General features: G+C 66.1%; 15 protein-coding genes and 1 pseudogene. 11 read left to right on the forward strand and 5 right to left on the reverse strand.

Translation table 11 applies throughout. The features are described 5' to 3' along the window. Positions 1-300: 300 nt before the first annotated feature. Entirely contained in the window at positions 301-1,980 is a 1,680-nt protein-coding gene (ilvD, locus tag WEB52_03335; GenBank protein ID MEX2225467.1) for a dihydroxy-acid dehydratase, read from the reverse strand. Positions 1,981-2,119: 139 nt separating this feature from the next. On the opposite strand from ilvD, the gene WEB52_03340 reads away from it, so the two are divergent. Genes WEB52_03340 through WEB52_03350 form a run of 3 tightly spaced genes read left to right on the forward strand, consistent with a single transcriptional unit; the run spans position 2,120 to position 4,531 of the window. Further along, positions 2,120-2,956 (forward strand): hypothetical protein, encoded by an 837-nt coding sequence (locus tag WEB52_03340; protein MEX2225468.1) that lies wholly within the window; start codon positions 2,120-2,122, stop codon positions 2,954-2,956. A 5-nt stretch (positions 2,957-2,961) separates the two neighbouring features. Then, complete coding sequence (locus WEB52_03345; protein MEX2225469.1) at positions 2,962-3,612, forward strand: alpha/beta family hydrolase; 651 nt, start codon at positions 2,962-2,964, stop codon at positions 3,610-3,612. Positions 3,613-3,628: 16 nt separating this feature from the next. Then, a complete protein-coding gene (locus tag WEB52_03350) occupies positions 3,629-4,531 on the forward strand; it encodes a patatin-like phospholipase family protein (GenBank protein MEX2225470.1) in 903 nt (300 codons plus the stop codon). A 9-nt stretch (positions 4,532-4,540) separates the two neighbouring features. Here the strand turns inward: WEB52_03350 and WEB52_03355 are convergent, their stop codons facing one another. Then, the gene (locus WEB52_03355) at positions 4,541-5,197 is read right to left on the reverse strand and encodes an HAD family phosphatase (protein ID MEX2225471.1); all 657 of its coding nucleotides are present in this window, start codon (positions 5,195-5,197) and stop codon (positions 4,541-4,543) included. Beyond that, positions 5,187-5,771 carry a SprT-like domain-containing protein gene (locus WEB52_03360; protein ID MEX2225472.1) on the reverse strand — a complete coding sequence of 195 codons (585 nt, stop codon included), beginning with the start codon at positions 5,769-5,771 and terminating at the stop codon, positions 5,187-5,189. The genes WEB52_03355 and WEB52_03360 overlap by 11 nt, the downstream gene beginning before the upstream one ends. A 653-nt stretch (positions 5,772-6,424) precedes the next feature. Between WEB52_03360 and WEB52_03365 the strand changes: the two genes are divergently transcribed. After that, positions 6,425-8,041 (forward strand): methylmalonyl-CoA mutase family protein, encoded by a 1,617-nt coding sequence (locus WEB52_03365; GenBank protein MEX2225473.1) that lies wholly within the window; start codon positions 6,425-6,427, stop codon positions 8,039-8,041. Here WEB52_03365 and WEB52_03370 read toward each other — a convergent pair. Together WEB52_03370 and WEB52_03375 are read right to left on the reverse strand one after the other, a co-directional pair. Next, complete coding sequence (locus tag WEB52_03370; protein ID MEX2225474.1) at positions 8,038-8,556, reverse strand: hypothetical protein; 519 nt, start codon at positions 8,554-8,556, stop codon at positions 8,038-8,040. The genes WEB52_03365 and WEB52_03370 overlap by 4 nt on opposite strands. A 120-nt stretch (positions 8,557-8,676) precedes the next feature. Next, positions 8,677-9,858: a M20/M25/M40 family metallo-hydrolase gene (locus tag WEB52_03375; GenBank protein ID MEX2225475.1), complete on the reverse strand. Its 1,182-nt coding sequence runs from the start codon at positions 9,856-9,858 to the stop codon at positions 8,677-8,679. 90 nt (positions 9,859-9,948) lie between these two features. Between WEB52_03375 and WEB52_03380 the strand changes: the two genes are divergently transcribed. The 7 genes and pseudogenes from WEB52_03380 to WEB52_03410 all read left to right on the forward strand — a co-directional run bounded on the left by WEB52_03380 (position 9,949) and on the right by WEB52_03410 (position 16,736). Beyond that, positions 9,949-11,022: a MaoC family dehydratase gene (locus tag WEB52_03380; GenBank protein ID MEX2225476.1), complete on the forward strand. Its 1,074-nt coding sequence runs from the start codon at positions 9,949-9,951 to the stop codon at positions 11,020-11,022. Between the two features lie 85 nt (positions 11,023-11,107). Further along, a pseudogene (locus tag WEB52_03385) lies at positions 11,108-11,227 on the forward strand (GIY-YIG nuclease family protein). 301 nt (positions 11,228-11,528) lie between these two features. After that, positions 11,529-13,190, forward strand: a complete 1,662-nt coding sequence (locus WEB52_03390; protein ID MEX2225477.1) for an acyl-CoA dehydrogenase family protein — start codon at positions 11,529-11,531, stop codon at positions 13,188-13,190. A gap of 40 nt (positions 13,191-13,230) precedes the next feature. After that, entirely contained in the window at positions 13,231-14,250 is a 1,020-nt protein-coding gene (locus tag WEB52_03395) for a CoA ester lyase (protein ID MEX2225478.1), read from the forward strand. Positions 14,251-14,347: 97 nt separating this feature from the next. Continuing rightward, positions 14,348-14,737 (forward strand): RidA family protein, encoded by a 390-nt coding sequence (locus WEB52_03400; GenBank protein MEX2225479.1) that lies wholly within the window; start codon positions 14,348-14,350, stop codon positions 14,735-14,737. A 19-nt stretch (positions 14,738-14,756) separates the two neighbouring features. Next, positions 14,757-15,065, forward strand: coding sequence for a hypothetical protein (locus WEB52_03405; protein ID MEX2225480.1), 309 nt, complete (start codon positions 14,757-14,759; stop codon positions 15,063-15,065). Positions 15,066-15,533: 468 nt separating this feature from the next. Then, on the forward strand, positions 15,534-16,736 hold the full coding sequence (locus WEB52_03410; protein ID MEX2225481.1) for an ATP-grasp domain-containing protein: 1,203 nt from the start codon (positions 15,534-15,536) through the stop codon (positions 16,734-16,736).

Consider the following 16,736-nt stretch of genomic DNA (forward strand, 5'->3'; position numbering starts at 1 on the left):
GTCGGTGATCCCACTGCGTATAACGAAGAACAGGCAGTCTCTTACGCCATCGTCCGACTGCCGTCACTTCATAGACTCGGATTGACTCTCTAGGACTGTCCCAATGCCCGAGCGTGCGATGCAGTGACATAGTTCCGACGTACCAAGGTTCTCCTCCTTGGTCGAAGTCGGGCGGGTGTAGATGTTCCGGTCCATCGAGACGCTGTTCACCCAAGAGCGCTCTGATGAAGTGCCTACATGGAGTGGTATTCAGGACTCGAAACTTCGAGCGACGTGGCCGCTGACATGGGTGTCCTGGCACTACATGGCCCGCGTTATGGCGCCTTCTTCCGCGCCCGACACCTGGGCGACGTACTTCGCGAACACGCCGGTCTTGTAGCGCGGCTCCGGCGCCCGCCAGTCGCGCAGCCGCGCCGTCATTTCGTCGACCGTGATCTCGACGTCGAGCCGGCGGTTCGGAATGTCGATGCTGATCATGTCGCCTTCGCGCACGGCGGCGATCGGCCCGCCCACGAACGCCTCCGGTGCGACGTGCCCCGCCATCAGCCCGCGCGTCGCGCCCGAGAAGCGGCCGTCGGTGAGCAGCGCGACGCTCTCGCCCAGCCCCTCCCCCACGATCGCCGACGTCACGCCGAGCATCTCGCGCATGCCCGGACCGCCCTTCGGGCCCTCGTAGCGGACGACCACGACGTCGCCGGCATGAATCTCGCGCCGCGTCACCGCATCCATCGCGTCCTCTTCGCGGTCGTAGACCCGCGCCGGCCCGCGATGCGTCAGGCGCTCGTGGCCGGCCACCTTCACCACGCAGCCCTCCGGCGCCAGGTTGCCCTTGAGAATGACGAGACCGCCCGTCGCCTTGAGGGGCGCGCTGAGCGGCACCACGACGTCCTGCCCCGCCGTCTCGACCGCCGCCGACGCCTCGTCGCCGAACGAGCGGCCCGTCGGCGTCGGGCGCGTCGGGTCGGCATATCCGCCCGCCACGAGCCGCTGCGCCACGAGCTGCGAGCCTCCCGCGCGATCGAGATCAGCCGCGACGTAACGTCCCCCCGGCTTCAAGTCGGCGAGCAGCGGCGTGCGATCGCTCACCGTGTCGAAGTCGTCGATCGTCAGCGGCACGTTCGCCTCGCGGGCGAGCGCGAGCAGGTGCAGCACGGCGTTCGTCGAGCCGCCGGTCGCTGCGACACCGGCGATCGCATTCTCGAACGATGCGCGCGTCAGGATGTCGAGCGGCCGCACGTTCCGGCGCAGCACGTCCATCACCGTCTCGCCGGCGCGCACGCCTACGTCGTCCTTGCGCGCGTCGACGGCCGGCACGCCGCCGCTGCCAAATGGCGCCAGGCCGATGAACTCCATCGCCAGCGCCATCGTGTTCGCGGTGAACTGGCCGGCGCAGGCGCCCGGTCCGGGACACGCGGCATGCTCGAGCCGGTCGAGATCCGCGTCGGACATGGTGCCCGCCGCGTTGGCGCCGACGCCCTCGAAGACGTCCTGGATCGTCACGTCGCGGCCGTCGAACGTGCCCGGCAGGATCGATCCGCCATAGAGGATGATGCCCGGGATATTCAGCCGGGCAAGGGCCATCGCCGCTGCGGGGATCGTCTTGTCGCATCCCACGAGGCAGACGAGCGCGTCGAACATGTACCCGCGCGTCGTTAGTTCGATCGAGTCGGCGATCACCTCGCGCGAGACGAGCGACGCCTTCATGCCCTCGGTGCCCATCGTGATGCCGTCGCTGATCGCGATCGTGTTGAACTCCATCGGCGTGCCGCCCGCGTTGCGCACGCCATCGGCGACCTTCTCGGCGAGCAGCCGCAGGTTGAAGTTGCACGGCATCGTCCCGATCCACGTGTTCGCGATGCCTACGATCGGCTTCTGCAAATCTTCCTTCGTGAAGCCAATGCTGTAGTAGTACGACCGGGCGGCGGCGCGCGTTGGGCCGTCGGTGATCGTGCGCGAGTTGTGCTTCGGATCGAATGCCATGCGGACCTCCTGTGACGGACAGGTTATAGGTTTTTAGTTCTAAGTTCTAAGTTCTGAGTTCTAACGTTAGGTTGCCCCGCCCCTCAACTTGATCCTTACGCCGCCACACCGCATCGTGCGCGTGCTGGAGGGGTGCCACATGCTTCGACGATTCTTGCTGGTCCTGACGATCGTGCTGTTGCCCGTTGCGGCGGCCGCCTGCAACGGCGACGGTGACGGCGGCGACGATGACACCTCGCCGACCGCTGAGACCACCGCGCGCAGTTCGACGCCGGCGGCGTCGCCCTCGAGGTCGGCGACCACCGCCGCGACCGCCGGTTCAGGGGCGACGCCGGCCGTGGAGGGCGTCGTCGACCGCGCGGACGGCGACCCCTGGACCGAAGCGCATGCCACGGCGCTGCTCGATGCGGCCCTGTTGGAGCCCGCCGACCTGCCGCTCGGACCGTGGCTGCTCCAGACCGACACTAGATCGAACAACGCCGATGCGGCCCAGGCCAATCCGGAGAGCGCCGCCTCCAACGAGCGTTGTGGCCGCCTGCTGGCGCGCACGACCGTCAACCAGGTCGAGGACGCGATCACGGCGTTCATCGCCGGCGAAACGCTCTCGTTCTTCTCCACCGCGACCGTCTACGAGACCGAAGCGGGCGCCGATGACTGCTCGGCGGAGTCCGCGACACGCCTCGCCGAGCCGGGAGCGCTCGCGCGCGCATTTGGCCCGTTGTTCATCGACCCCGACGCCGTCCAGATCGCGCTCGCCGACTTTCCGCCCGTCATCGAGGGCCAGTTCGCGGCCACGCTAACCGGCCAGATCGACGCCGCCGGCACCGTCATCGACCTGACGTTGTTGATCGTGGCCTTCCAGTCCGAAAACGTGACCGCAACCGTCGGCTCGGCACGCTCCGGGTCGACGCCGCCCGCCGATGAGCTACAGGAGTTCGTCGAACTGGTGCTCGCGCGCATCCAGGCGAACCAGTAGCCGCCGTGCCGGACACCTCCCTTCGTATCGACGTCGAAGGCGCGGGCGCAGTCGGCGCGCTTCGTACCGCAGCGAAGCGCGCCGTCTGGACGTTCGTCTACGCTCCCGGCGCCAGCGCCACGCTGCAGGACCCGTTCGGCGTCTACTCCGCGAACGCGCTGGCGCAACACGGCGTCGAGGTCGTGCGCTTCGAGTTCCCGTACATGGCAGCGAAGCGAAAAGCGCCCGATCGACCGCCCCTGCTCGAAGCGACGTGGCGCGCCGTGATCGATGCCGTCCGCTCGAACGACCGCAAACTCGTCGTCGGCGGCCGGTCGATGGGTGGGCGCATCGCGTCCCAGATCGTCGCACAGGGCGTCAAGATCGACGCGCTGGCGCTGTTCGCCTATCCGCTGCACGCGCCGGGGCGGCCGGAGAAGATACGAGACGAGCACTTCCCGTCGCTCAAGTGCCGCACGCTGTTCTGTTCCGGCACGAACGACGCGTTCGCATCGCCCGGCGAACTGCGCAGCGCTGCCTCAAAAGTGAAACGCGCGAAGGTGCATCTGCTCGAGGGCGCCGATCACGGCTTCGCGGTGAAGAAGGCGTCGGGACGCACACGGGAAGATGTATGGGCGGAGGCCGTCGCGGCGATGGCGGAGTGGTTGCGCGTATAGCGGGTTGGGAGGTCATTTGTCAGAGGAGGCCGGAGCATTGAGACGCGCCCTGGTGCTCGGAGGCGGTGGGCCGGTCGGTGTCGCATGGGAGTGCGGCTTGCTCGCCGGTTTGGCCGAGCATGGCGCCGACGTCTCGGACGCCGACTTCATCGTAGGGACGTCCGCGGGATCAATCGTCGGTTCGCAACTCGCATCAGGCAAGACGCCCGGGGAGATCTATCGGCGGCAACTCGAGGCAAGTCCGCCGGGCCGGCGAGCCAGCATGCCGAGCGACCTTAGCGGACTGATACCGCGGATGATCCAGCTCTACACCTCGGATCGTCCAATCCAAGATCTTCGTGCAGAGATCGGCGCCTACGCCATTGCGGCGGAGGTCATGCCCGAAGAGGAGTGGCTGGCCGGGTTCTCATCGATAGAGCCGGCGAACGCCGACACCTGGCCGAAGCGCTTTGCCTGCACAGCCATCGATGTGAACGACGGCGCACTGGTCTTCTGGCGGGATGAGTCGCACGTGCCGCTTCTGCTCGCTGTGGCTTCAAGCTGCGCAGTGCCCGGCATTGCCTCGCCCGTGACAATCAACGGGCGGCGCTACATGGACGGCGGCATCGGGTCAACGACGAATTCGGAGGTGGCCGCCGGCTACGACCAGGTGCTCATCGTTTCACTCACCGGAAGCACGCGCAGTCGGGCCAGCGCGATCGCGGAGGCCGTTCAACGGCGGTTTGCCGCAGAAGTCGCCGTCTTGCGCGCCGCCGGCTCCGAAGTGGAGGTGGTGTTTCCGGGTGACGACTTTGCGCAGGAAATCGGCGCGAATCTCATGGACGTCACTCTCCGGTTCCGGGCCGCAGAACTCGGTTTGCTCCAGGGGGCAACCGAGGCTGAACGAATCCGCCGGTTCTGGACAACGCCCCGGACCTAGCCTCGACAGTTACCGCTGAAACACGAACGTCCGCACGATCTCCTCCGCAAGCGATTCTACGACGAGATCGGCGTCCCCGAGATCCGCCGCCGGACGCGTCGTCGTGACGCCGATCGCGCGCATGCCGGCTGCCTTGGCAGCTTGCAGGCCCGCCGGCGCGTCTTCGATCACCACGCATTGCGACGGTGCGACCTCGACGCGTTGCGAGGCGACCAGAAAGCCTTCCGGATCCGGCTTCCCGCGCGATGCGTCCTCCTCCGCCACGAGGGCTTCGAACCGGGCGCCAATGCCCAGCGTGGCGAGGATCATGTCGAGATTCGCTCGCGGCGTGGACGTAACGACGGCCTTGGCCACTGCCTGCTCATCCAGGAAGTCCAGCAGTTCGTTTACGCCCGGCAGCAGCATCAGGTTGCCGCGCGCCGACCGCCGGAAGATCTCCTCCTTGCGCGCAGCAAGCTCCGCCAGTCTCTCCGGCTCGATGTCTTCGATCAGTCCGCCGATGATCGCGTCGTTGCGCAGGCCGAACGTGCGATGGAAATAGTCCGCCGCCGCGTGCGGAGCGTGCTCGCGCGCGAACGCCGTCCAGGCCGAGAGATGATGCTCCCGGCTGTCGACGATCACGCCATCGAGGTCGAAGAGGACGGCAGCGCCAGCGCTACCCGGCACGAGCGACGACTGCGAGGCGGAAGCGACGGTCGTAGTACCCGTCTGCGTACGCGTCGCAGCACTGCCGGCAGGCCACCTTGTCGCGGCGCATGCGCACGTAGCGGCGGCGGCAGTGCGGACAGATCATGTACCAGCCGCGCCGGTTCGATCGCTCCTTGTGCGCAAACGGCGGGCACGTCACGGTGATCCGCTGGTCCAACTCGTGTGCGATCAGCCGGAACTCCGGCCCGTGGGGCGCTGTCTTAATGCCGTAGCGCCACCGGGCCGCCCAGTGCGCCAGTTCGTGCTTCAGCACCAGCAGCGTCTCGTCGATGCCGTGGTCGCGATGATACAGCGTCGCGATGCGGATCTCGCCGGTGTCGGGGTAGCACCGCCCCGCGCTCGACGTCATGCGATTGCTCAGTTCGATCGTCGGGTAAGGCGCGCGCGGCATCGCCAGGATATCCCGGAAGTGCTGACGGACGAGGCGGTCCATGGCGTCCTGCAGTTCGGCCTGGAGCCAAAACTCCGGGCCGCCCAGCGGCAGCATGTAGCCTTCGCCGTTCAGCGCATCGGTCAGTGATCGATTAACCACGATGCCCTCGAATCACCCGGGGAATCATGCTGCCACGGCCTCTTCTGTACTCTGATTGTCGGAATGCAGCCACGGTTCGCCATACCGGGGTGGGGCCCCTTTTGGCCTTCCTTACGACCCCTCGGCTGCGTGCCCCATCTTACATCGGGCGGGGTCGTTATGTGCGGTCAAACGTGGTCCGGAAGAAGGCAATTGTGCCCTCCCCGGCGAAATTTCGCGCGCCCTTTGTCAACGCCCGCCGATCCGCATATGGCGCCGTCTTCCGGTCATCCGATCGTTCTATCGCCGACGACACGGGACAGGCCTCATTACCGGTAGTCGGGCGCACCCGGCTCGGTCGTTATGAGAACGTATGTTCTCATCTTTGAGGGTCGTCGCAAGCCCTTGCCGGTCGCGCCTCAAGCTGCGCCGTCAGAACGACGCCGGCACGGCGACACGCGCGCACGCTTCATCGAAAGTAAGCGCACATCGCAACGCTTCCGCCGCCATCTGCCGTGCGTGGGGCAGACGCGACGCGGCCGCAATATCGCGACCGCACTGCGTAAGGTCGTCGAGCGTGCAAGGGCGTGGTGCACGCGATGCTCTGCTCGACGGAGCGTCGGGCTCGCGTCACCGCAATTGCGCTCATATCATCGGCTTCCTAGACTGCCCGCATGGTCGAACCTGCGAACCCGGGCGCTGAGCGCGACGTCCCGTTCGAGACATCGTCCGGGCGCCCCGTGAAGCCGGTCTACAAGCCCGAGGATCTCGGCGGCTTCGACTACCTGGGCGAACTCGGATTCCCCGGCGAGTATCCCTACACGCGCGGCGTCCAGCCGACGATGTACCGCGGGCGCTTCTGGACCATGCGCCAGTACGCCGGCTTCTCCGATGCCGAGGAATCGAACCGTCGCTACAGGTACCTGCTGTCGCAGGGGCAGACCGGGCTCTCCGTCGCCTTCGACCTGCCGACGCAGATCGGCTACGACCCCGACGACCTCATGGCCGAGGGCGAAGTCGGCAAGGTCGGCGTGTCGATCGCCTCGATCGAGGACATGGAGACGCTGTTCAAGGACATCCCGCTCGAGACGGTGACGACGTCGATGACGATCAACGCGACGGCGTCGGTACTCCTCGCGCTGTACGTCGCCGTCGCGAAGAAGCAGGGCGCCGACCTCTCGAAAGTCGGCGGCACGACCCAGAACGACATACTCAAGGAGTACATCGCCCGCGGCACCTACATCTTCCCGCCGCGCCCGTCCATGCGCCTGATCACGGACATCTTCGCCTGGTGCAGCGAGAATCTGCCGCAGTGGAACACGATCAGCATCAGCGGCTACCACATGCGCGAGGCCGGCTGCACGGCGGCGCAGGAAGTCGGCTTTACGATTGCCGATGCCATCCAGTACACGCAGGCGGCCCTCGACCGCGGCCTGAAGATCGATGACTTCGCGCCGCGGCTGGCGTTCTTCTTCGCCTGTCACAGCAACTTCCTGGAGGAGATCGCGAAGTTCCGCGCGGCGCGCCGTATCTGGGCCCGCGTCGTGAAGGAGCGTTTCGGCGCGAAGGACCCGCGTTCGGGCATGCTGCGCTTTCACACCCAGACCGGCGGCGCGACGCTCACGGCGCAGCAGCCCATCATGAACCTCGTCCGCACGGCGCTGCAGGGCATGTCGGCCGTGCTGGGCGGCACGCAGTCGCTGCACACGAACAGCTACGACGAAGCGCTGTCGCTACCGAGCCAGCACGCGGCAGAACTGGCACTGCGCACACAGCAGATCATCGCGTACGAGACCGGCGTCGGCGACACGGTCGACCCGGTCGCGGGCTCGTGGTACATCGAGCATCTCACGGACGAAGTCGAGCAGGACGCGCTGGATTACGTGAGGCGCATCGATGACATGGGCGGGGCGCTGGCGGCCGTCGAGACGGGCTTCCAGGCGAACGAGATCCACGAGAACGCGTTTCGCATTCAGCGCGACATCGAAGCGCGGCGCAAGATCGTCGTTGGCGTCAACGAATACGTCGATGAAGAGATGCCGCACGATGGCCTGCACAAGCACGACCCGACCGTCGGCCAGCGGCGAGCGGCGCAGATGAAGCGCCTGCGCGCCGGCCGCGACGCAACGGCCGCCAGCGCCTCGCTCAAGCGCCTCGAAGACGGTGCGCGCGGCGACGCGAACATGATCCCGCTGATGGTCGAGTGCGTGGAGAACTACGTGACGCTCGGCGAGATCTGCCGCACGTTGCGCGGCGCCTGGGGCGAGCAGCGCGAACGCCTCGCGCTCTAGTCGCGCTCCAGTGTTTGCAGCCAGACACCCTCCGCGTCGAATCGCAACGTGCCGCCCGCAATCGTCATGAACGACGCGATCACGATGTCTCCCTGATCGACCATGACTCGCACCGGCTCGCCCAGGAACGGGCGCACGACGTCATCGGAGATCCGGTAGCGAGCGCATTCGACGCGCGCGTAGACGATCTCTCGCGTGGTCGTGACGGTGAGCACGTCACCGTCGCAACGGAGCGTGTAGAAGATGTGCTGCTCGCTGACAGGCGTGCCGGCCGGCGGCGTGGCGTCGCCGAGCAGCAGGTCCGTGGTGACTAAATTGGCGTCGAGCGGAACTCGCGCCGGCCGCCGGGGCGGGGCGACGGACGTCGCCTCCGGCGTCACAGCCGGGGCGTCATGCTCGCCGGGACGCATCGTCAGGGCGGCCGTGACGGTCACCGTGACGACCACCATCGACCAGAAGGCGAACAGGATCGCCATGGTGAGAACCCAGAGCCGGGGCCAGAGAGCGTCGGTCACCTGATATGCCTCCACAAGAAGGATCGGTGATCGCGGCCGGTTGTATCAGTAACAGACTCCCGGCAGGGCAGGCTGAACAGCGGCGCCTCCTGGCGCTGTCAAGCTAGGAAGCTGAAGGAGCTACGTCCCACGGCGCGGGATGACGATAACCGCGACCGCGAGTACCCCGAGGACGACCGCCGCGGCGAGCAACGCGATCTCCCTGGTGTCATCGCCCGTTCCCGTCTCCGGGAGAGTGACGCCACTAGCTTGCGTCGCCGCCGGGACGACGGTAGGCGCCGCCGGGATGGGAGTCGCTGCCGGCGCAGGCGTTGCAGTTGCGAGCAGCGGCGCCGTGCAGACATCTGCCGCGCCATCGCCGTCTTCGTCGCGCGTCAGGTAAAGCATCGTCGTCGCCAGCATCGCCTTCGTCACGCTCGTCGCGAACGGCATGTCGAGCGTCTCGATCGTGTCCGACGGCTCGTGGTAATTCGGGTTTCGGAAGTTCGCGGTGTCTGTCACGAGCAGCGCCTGGTAGCCAGCGTCCCAGAACGGCGCGTGGTCGCTGCGACGCGTGTCCGGCGATGACTCGCCGTTGCCCGCCGCGGCGAGCGTCACGATCGGCAGGTCCGGCACGTACGACTTCGCCTGCTCGACGGCCTCCAGCAGCGGCGCCGACGCTTCGTTGCCGAGCACCAGGATGAACTCCGAGCCGCTCGCTTCGTCCGTGTAGCCGATCATCTCGAGCGAGAACATGCCGACGACCTCGGCGTCCGCCGCGGCGAAGTCGCCGGCCATCTTGCGGCTGCCGATCAACCCCAGTTCCTCCAGCGTGAAGCCCGTGAAATACACGCTCGCCGGCAGGTCGACGTCCGCCAGTACCCGCGCAATCTCCAGCATGCCGGCCGTGCCGCTGGCATCATCGTCGGCGCCCGGCGACTCCGGCACCGAGTCGTAGTGACCGCCGACGACGAAGATCCGGTCGGCGCACTCGCTGCCTGCCTTCACACCGATGACGTTCGGCGATACGATGGCGCCGAGTTCGTCGTCCTCGAACTCCACGTCCTGCAGGACGACCTCAAGGCCATAGCCCTCGAGCTGCGACTGCACGTAGTCAGCGGTAGCGTCGAGCTGGTCGATCTCATCCTCGAGCGCGCTTCGGGGCTCCGCCATCTCTTCGATATGCGCGAAGAGGCGTGCCTGCTCGACGTCCGCCACGACCGCGGCGACGTCAGGATCGGTCTGTTGGCCCAGGGCGGAGGTGGCGGTGACGGCGGAGATTAGCGTGATAAACACCGCGGCAGACGTGAGGTAGCGCTTCATGTGTGCGATGTTGCACTGGAGCGGCTCCGTATGTCCAGCTTCCACCATTCCGCGAGGCTCGCTATAACGCCTGCGCGGAGGACAGTCAGAGTGAACATCGGCGGCAACTTCTTCGAGGACCTGGGGCCGGGGCAATTGCTGCGCAATCCCGTGCCGCGCACGATCACGCCCGGCGATGTCGCGCTCTACATCGCGCTCACCGGTGATCGCAATCCGCTGTACTGCTCCGACACGTTCGCGCAGAGCCTCGGCTTTGAGCGTTCGCCGGTCGCCGACCTGCTCGTATTTCACATCGTCTTCGGGCGCGCCGTTGGCGAGATCTCGCTCAACTCGCCCGGCAATCTCGGCTACGCGGACCTGCGCTTCGTGCGCCCCGTGTACACCGGCGACACGCTGCGCGCCGAGACGGAAACACTCGGCTGGCGCGAGACGTCGAAGGGCGACACCGGCGTCGTATGGGTGAAGACCGTCGGCTTCAATCAGCGCGACGAGGTCGTGCTTCAGTTCTATCGCTGGGTCATGGTGAACAAGCGTGATCCCGCCACCCCGACCAATGCCGATGACGCGCCCGAAATGCCCGCCGAGGCATCACTCGATCACGTGAGCTTTCCCCGGATTGAACGCTTCGACGCGGTCGCCACGGGCAGCAGTGCAGCTTGGGAGGACTATGCGCCCGGTCAGCGCATCGCGCATCCGCAGGGCATGACGCTCGAAGAGACGGAGCATCAGCTCGCGACGCGGCTGTATCAGAACAGCGCGCGCGTGCACTTCAACCAGCATCAGCAGAGCGCATCGCGCCACGGCCGGCGCATCGTCTACGGCGGCCACGTGATCTCCGTAGCGCACGCGCTGTCGTTCGACGGGTTAGAGAACGTGCTGGGCATGGCGGCGTGGAACGGCGGCTCGCACACGGCGCCGACCTTTGCCGGCGACACGCTGTTCGCCTGGACCGACGTGCTCGACCGCATCGACCTCGGCCGCGACGACATCGGCGCCCTGCGGCTGCGTCTGGTCGGCGTGAAGAACGTCGACCCATCGCGCGAGGACGTGCCGCTCCGCGTCAAGGACGACGCAGGCCGCGAGCGCTACGCGGAGCACGTCGTGCTGGATTTGGACTACGTCGCCCTGCTGCCGAAGAAACGGACTTTCGTTCCGTCATTCTGAGCGAAGCGAAGAATCTCGAATTCGCGCCGCAGACGGCGTGTAGCAGACGACTAGCGTGACCATGAGACGATTTCACGTCTACATCATGACCAACCGACCGGGTGGGCGCCTGTACACAGGGGTGACAAACGGAATCGAGCGTCGTGTGTCCGAACACAAGCACAAGGCGACCTCGGGATTCACCGCCCGATATACCCTGGACAAGCTGGTATTCGCGGAGGCCGCTGATAGCGCGATGGCGGCGATCCAGCGCGAGAAGGCAAATCAAGGGTTGGTTGCGGAGCAAGAAGATCGAACTGATCGAGTCGCTGAACCCCGGCTGGGAAGATCTTGCGAAGGACTGGTTCGCGGACGAGGGCGAAGGCCGGTGACTCGTCGGCTCGTGCGCTTCACGACAGGATTCTTCGCTGCGCTCAGAATGACCTGAAGATGAACATAAGCCCGGATCAACGTATGCTGTGCCCGTTGCGCCATGCGCTGGAGCCTCGAAGACCTAAGGCTGTGCGATGACCTCCCAGGCCTCTACGAAAACGCTCGCCGCCGCCAGGCAGCTTGCTGAAGCCGCGGCGAGCCTCTCCGAAGCCGCAATCGCGCGCGCCGCCGCCCTCACCGACGCCGGCGGAAGGATCGATGACCACCAGGTGCTGTGCGAGCGCCTCGCGCTGATTGCCACAGAGGCGCGGGCGGCGCAAGAGCTTGTCGCGTACGCCGAGCAGCTCGCATCCGGCGGGAAGGCCGATGCACTCTCGGAGGACGAAGCACTGGCCTATGCGGCCGACGTCGTCAACCGCTTCCTCGCGATCCAGCACGCGCATCCGGACGACTTTGCTGATGCTCCGCTCGTGGGCGATGCGCTTCGCGCGCTCCTACGCGATGGCCTCGACGACGCGCGCATCTGCGCCATCGGTGCGCGCGTGATCGAGGCGCGAGGCGTCAACGGCTCCGACCTGTTCGACGACGGCGCAACACAGACGCGTGGCTTCGCGCGCCAGTTCGCGAAAGGCGAGTTGCTGCGGGAAGAGGACGGCATCGCGATCGCTGACCTCGTACACCGCGACGATCTGCTCGTGCCGGAGGCGTGGATCAAGCAGTTCTCCGAACTAGGCTTCTTCGGCAGCTCCGTGCCCGATGAGTACGGCGGCACCGAGATGGGCTACCTCACCATGATCGTGCTCACCGAGGAGCTGTCGGCAGCATCATTGATCGCCGGCAGCCTGCTCACGCGTTCCGAGATCCTGTCGCGCGCTCTGCTCGAAGGCGGCACGAACGAGCAGAAGCGCGCCTGGCTCCCGAAACTCGCGTCGGGGGAAGTGCTCGTCGGCATCTCGGTCACCGAGCCGGACGTCGGCTCCGACGTCGCCTCGGTGCAGTGCAAGGCAACGCCCGGTGAGCGCGACGGCAAGCCGGGGTGGCTGCTGAACGGCGCCAAGGCGTGGTGTACGTTCGCCGGTCGCGCGAACGTGCTGGCGCTGCTCGCGCGCACCGATCCCGATATGAGCAAGGGCCACGCGGGCCTCTCGCTGTTCATCGTGCCGAAAGAGACGTTCGACGGGCACAAGTTCGAGTATCGTCAGCCCGAGGGCGGACTGCTCACCGGCGAAGCGATCCCGACGCCGGGCTATCGCGGCATGCACTCCTACATCCTCAATCTCGAGGACTACTTCGTGCCCGCCGAAAACCTCGTCGGCGGCGAGCAGGGGGAGGGCCGCGGTTTCTATCTCACGCTCGGCGGTTTTGCGATCGGCCGCCTGCAGACCGGAGGGCGCGCGCTCGGCGTGGCGCAGGCGGCGCTCGAGAAGGCGTGCAACTACACGACGCAGCGCGCACAGTTCGGAAAGCCGATCAGCGAGTACCAGTTGACACGGCACAAGATCGGTTCCATGGCCATGCGCATCGCGGCGGCGCGGCAACTCACGTACGCCGTCGCGCGCGGCACCGACCCGAAGGGCCGCGCGCCGCTCGGGCCGGCCATGGCGAAGCTCTTCGCGTCGGATGTCGCGGTCGCCGTGACGCAGGAAGCGCAACTGCTGCACGGCGGCTGGGGTTATGCGGAGGAAGATCGCATCAGCCGCTACGTCGCCGATGCGCAGGTGCTGCCGATCTTCGAGGGCGTGAAGGCAACGCTCGAGCTGAAAGTGATCGCGCGCGCCCTCGTCGCGCGGCACTGATCGAACGCCAAACAGGGGAGGGCCGTCGACGATGTACGTCATGCAAAAGCTCAACCGCTTCGTCATTCCGCGGACTGAGCTCACTTATCCGGCGCACACGTTGAAGATGAACGAGAAGGCGGCGCAGGCGCCCGTCGACCACGTTATGCCGGACTTCGAGGACGCATGCCCGTACGACTTCAAGGGCGACCCCAGCCGCAGCACGCTCGTCGAGGCGCTGAATACGTTCGATTTCGGCGGCAAGGTCATCGCGATCCGCCCTAACAACATCCGCTCGAAGTACTTCCTCGGCGATATTCAGGCGATCATGCTGGGCGCGCCCGACCGCTTCCACGGCATCATCCTGCCGAAGACCGAGACGCCCGAAGACATCGTGCACCTCTCGCGGCTGCTCGACGCGCTCGAAGATCAGGGCGGCTGGACGACGCACGTCCAGATCGAAGCTCTCATCGAAACGCCGCTGGCCGTCGTGAACGCGTACAAGATCGCGACGTCCTCGCAGCGCATGGCGGGCCTCATCTTCGGCATCGCCGACTTCAGCGCGTCGATGGGCGTGCGCGAGATGATCGACAACCAGAACCAGAACTTCCATTACGCCAAGCAGGCCACCGTCGTCGCCGCGAAAGCGGCCGGCCTCCACGCCGTCGACAACGCGTTTCTGCGCCTCGTGCGCCCCGATACGCAGGCGGACGAAGCGCAGAAAATCTATGCGCAACTCCGCAAGAAGAACGAGGAGTCGCGCGACCTCGGCATGGATGGCACGTGGGTGATTCACCCGCAGCAGGCCGACGTCGCGAACGCAGTGTTCACGCCGAGCGACGAGCAGATCGAAGCAACCAAGCGCTCGCTCGAGGTATACCACCGTCTCGGCGGCGGATCGATCGCCGACCCCGAGACCGGCGAGTTCTACGACGAGGCGACGACCAAGGGCATGCTGATGCAGCTCGCCAAGGCAGCGCAGGGCGGCAAGGTGTCGTATGACTACCTCTCGGAGCTTTCCGCCAAGTCGAAGGAAGTCTCCGGCTACGACATCCTCGAGGTGATGGGCCAGGTAGCGTGATCGAACGTCGGGCATCCGCAAGAGAGCGCCGGCTCCGTGCCATCGACGCTCCGCGCGCGTAGTGACAGCAAAGGCCTGAGGAAGCGGAGGCAATGTGATCGAGAAGAAGCTACACAACCCATGGACGTGGCAGGATAACCTCGGTTTCGCGCAGGCCGTAGAGATCAGCGGCCACAAGCGAGTCGTGCGGTGCGCTGGCCAGACCTCGGTCGACGCCGACGGCGCACCGATGCATGAAGGCGACATGGCCGCGCAAATCGGCCAGGCGCTCAACAACCTGGAGACCGTCCTCAAGAGCGCCGGCATGACCTTCGCCAATATCGCTCGGCTCAACATCTACACGACCGACGTCGACCTGTTCCTCGCGTCCTATGGCGCAATGATCGAGCGCCTCGCCGGCAACAGGGCTGCGAGCACGCTGCTCGGGGTGGCGCGGCTGGCGTTCCCGCCGCTGATGGTCGAGATCGAGGCGACGGCCGTCGAGTAGCGTCGGCTATCATGCAGCGATGAAGAAAGTAATCCTCCTCGGTGCGCTGGCCGTGCTTTCGAGCGCGTCTATCCTGGCCGGGCTGCGGCACGCGTTCGGGAATCGCGATAAAGGCGAGCGCGAACCCCTCGACCCGCGCGAGGCGGAGCGCCAGCGGATCCGCAAAGCGCTCGGCGACGTTGGCAGCCCGCTTGACCTCAGTGAGTGGCCAGAGCATCTGCGTCCCCGACCGGACACGCCCGATCGGGACACCCTGCGCAACTCTCTTCCCCGAAGCGAGCGTCCGGTTTGGATGGACCTCCGTGAGGAGCGCGATGCAGGTCCTTAGATAGGTGCCATCCGACTTCTGGGATACGAGCGCCCTCGCCAAGCTATACGTTCCCGAGTTGGGATCGCGCTGGGCGGCTCTGCGTGTTCGTGAGTATGATGCCGTCATCTCGGCACTTACAATTGTTGAAATCGCTTCCGTCCTGCGGCGAAGACACACTCAAGGCTTGCTGACCGCACCTGCGCTCGATGAGCTTCACCGCAGATTCGTCGGTGATGCTTCGACGTTCAATGCGGTTGCTATCGATGATGCGCATCACCAGGGCCAGCCAGTTGATGCTCCGCGGAGGCACAGGCGGGCGCGTACGATCTTCCGATGCCATTCAGCTCGCCACCGCCCGCTGGTGGTTCGAAAAGTTAGGTGCCCTTAACATTGAGCCCGGCGCGGCGCGTTCGTAGTGGCCGATCGGCCGCTGCGCGACGCCGCACTCGCGTTGGGCTTGGCCATCGAAAACCCCGAGGATCACGAATGAGATTCTACGAGTACGAAGCCAAGACGCTGCTCGCGAAAAGCGGCGTCCCCGTCTCGCAAGGCGGCCTGGCGACCACGCCCGACGAAGCCGCAGACATAGCCACCAGCGTCGGCGGCGAGGTGGTGTTGAAGTCGCAGGTGCTGAGCGGCGGCCGCATGAAAGCCGGCGGCGTCAAGTTCGTCTCGTCGCCCGACGAGGCGCGCCAGGCGGCTGACGCGATCCTGAAGCTCGAGATCAACGGCCAGCAAGCGCGCGGCGTGCTCGTCGAGAAGAAGTCGCCCGTGAAGAAGGAGTACTACGCCGGCGTCATCTACGACGCCATCGCCAAATTGCCCGTCGCGATCTTCAGCGACATGGGCGGCATCGACATCGAAGAGGTGGCGGAGACGCACCCGGATCACGTCGCGCGCGTCCACTTCTCGACGTTCGAGCCGTTCCAGGAATTCAAGATGAAAGAACTGGTGTCGTCCCTCGGCATCAGCGGCAACGAATTGACGGCCCTCACGCGCATCTGCACGGGATTGGCGAAGACGTTCCTGAAGTACGGCCTCACCCTCGCCGAAGTGAACCCGCTGGCCCAGCTCGAGGACGGCACGTTCATCGCGCTCGACTCCCACATGGATATGGAAGAAGAGGCGCGCGACCAGCAAAAGGCGATCCTCGCCGAACTGGGCATCGGCAACGAGGAGACGAGGCAGGCGCGCCCGCCGACGCCCTTCGAGATCCGCGGCGCCGAGGTCGATGCGTCGGACTATCGCGGCGTCGCCGGCCGTGTCGTTGAATTCGAAGGCAACCTGGGGTGCGTCATCGGCGCTGGCGGCGGCAGCCTCACTATCTTTGACGCGCTGCGCAAGCATGGTGGCAAGCCGGCGAATTACTGCGAGATCGGCGGCAACCCGAGCGTGAAGAAAGCCGCCGAACTGACCAAGCTCATCCTCAGCAAGCCCGGCGTCAGCAAGATCTGCGTGATCATGAACGTCGTCAGCAACACGCGCGTCGATATCGTCGCGCGCGGCGTGATCAAGGGCGTCGTCGAGAGCGGCTATGACCCGGCAGAGAGGATCGCCATCTTTCGCATCCCCGGATCGTGGGAGGACGAAGGCTACAAGATCCTCAAAAAGTACGGCGTCGAGTACGCCGACCGCACCGTGCCCATGTCCGAGGCGGCGCGCCGCGCGGTGGAGAAGGTGCGAGCGTAG

Source organism: Dehalococcoidia bacterium (genome assembly GCA_040902535.1).
Taxonomy (GTDB): Bacteria; Chloroflexota; Dehalococcoidia; order DSTF01; family JACRBR01; genus JBBDXD01.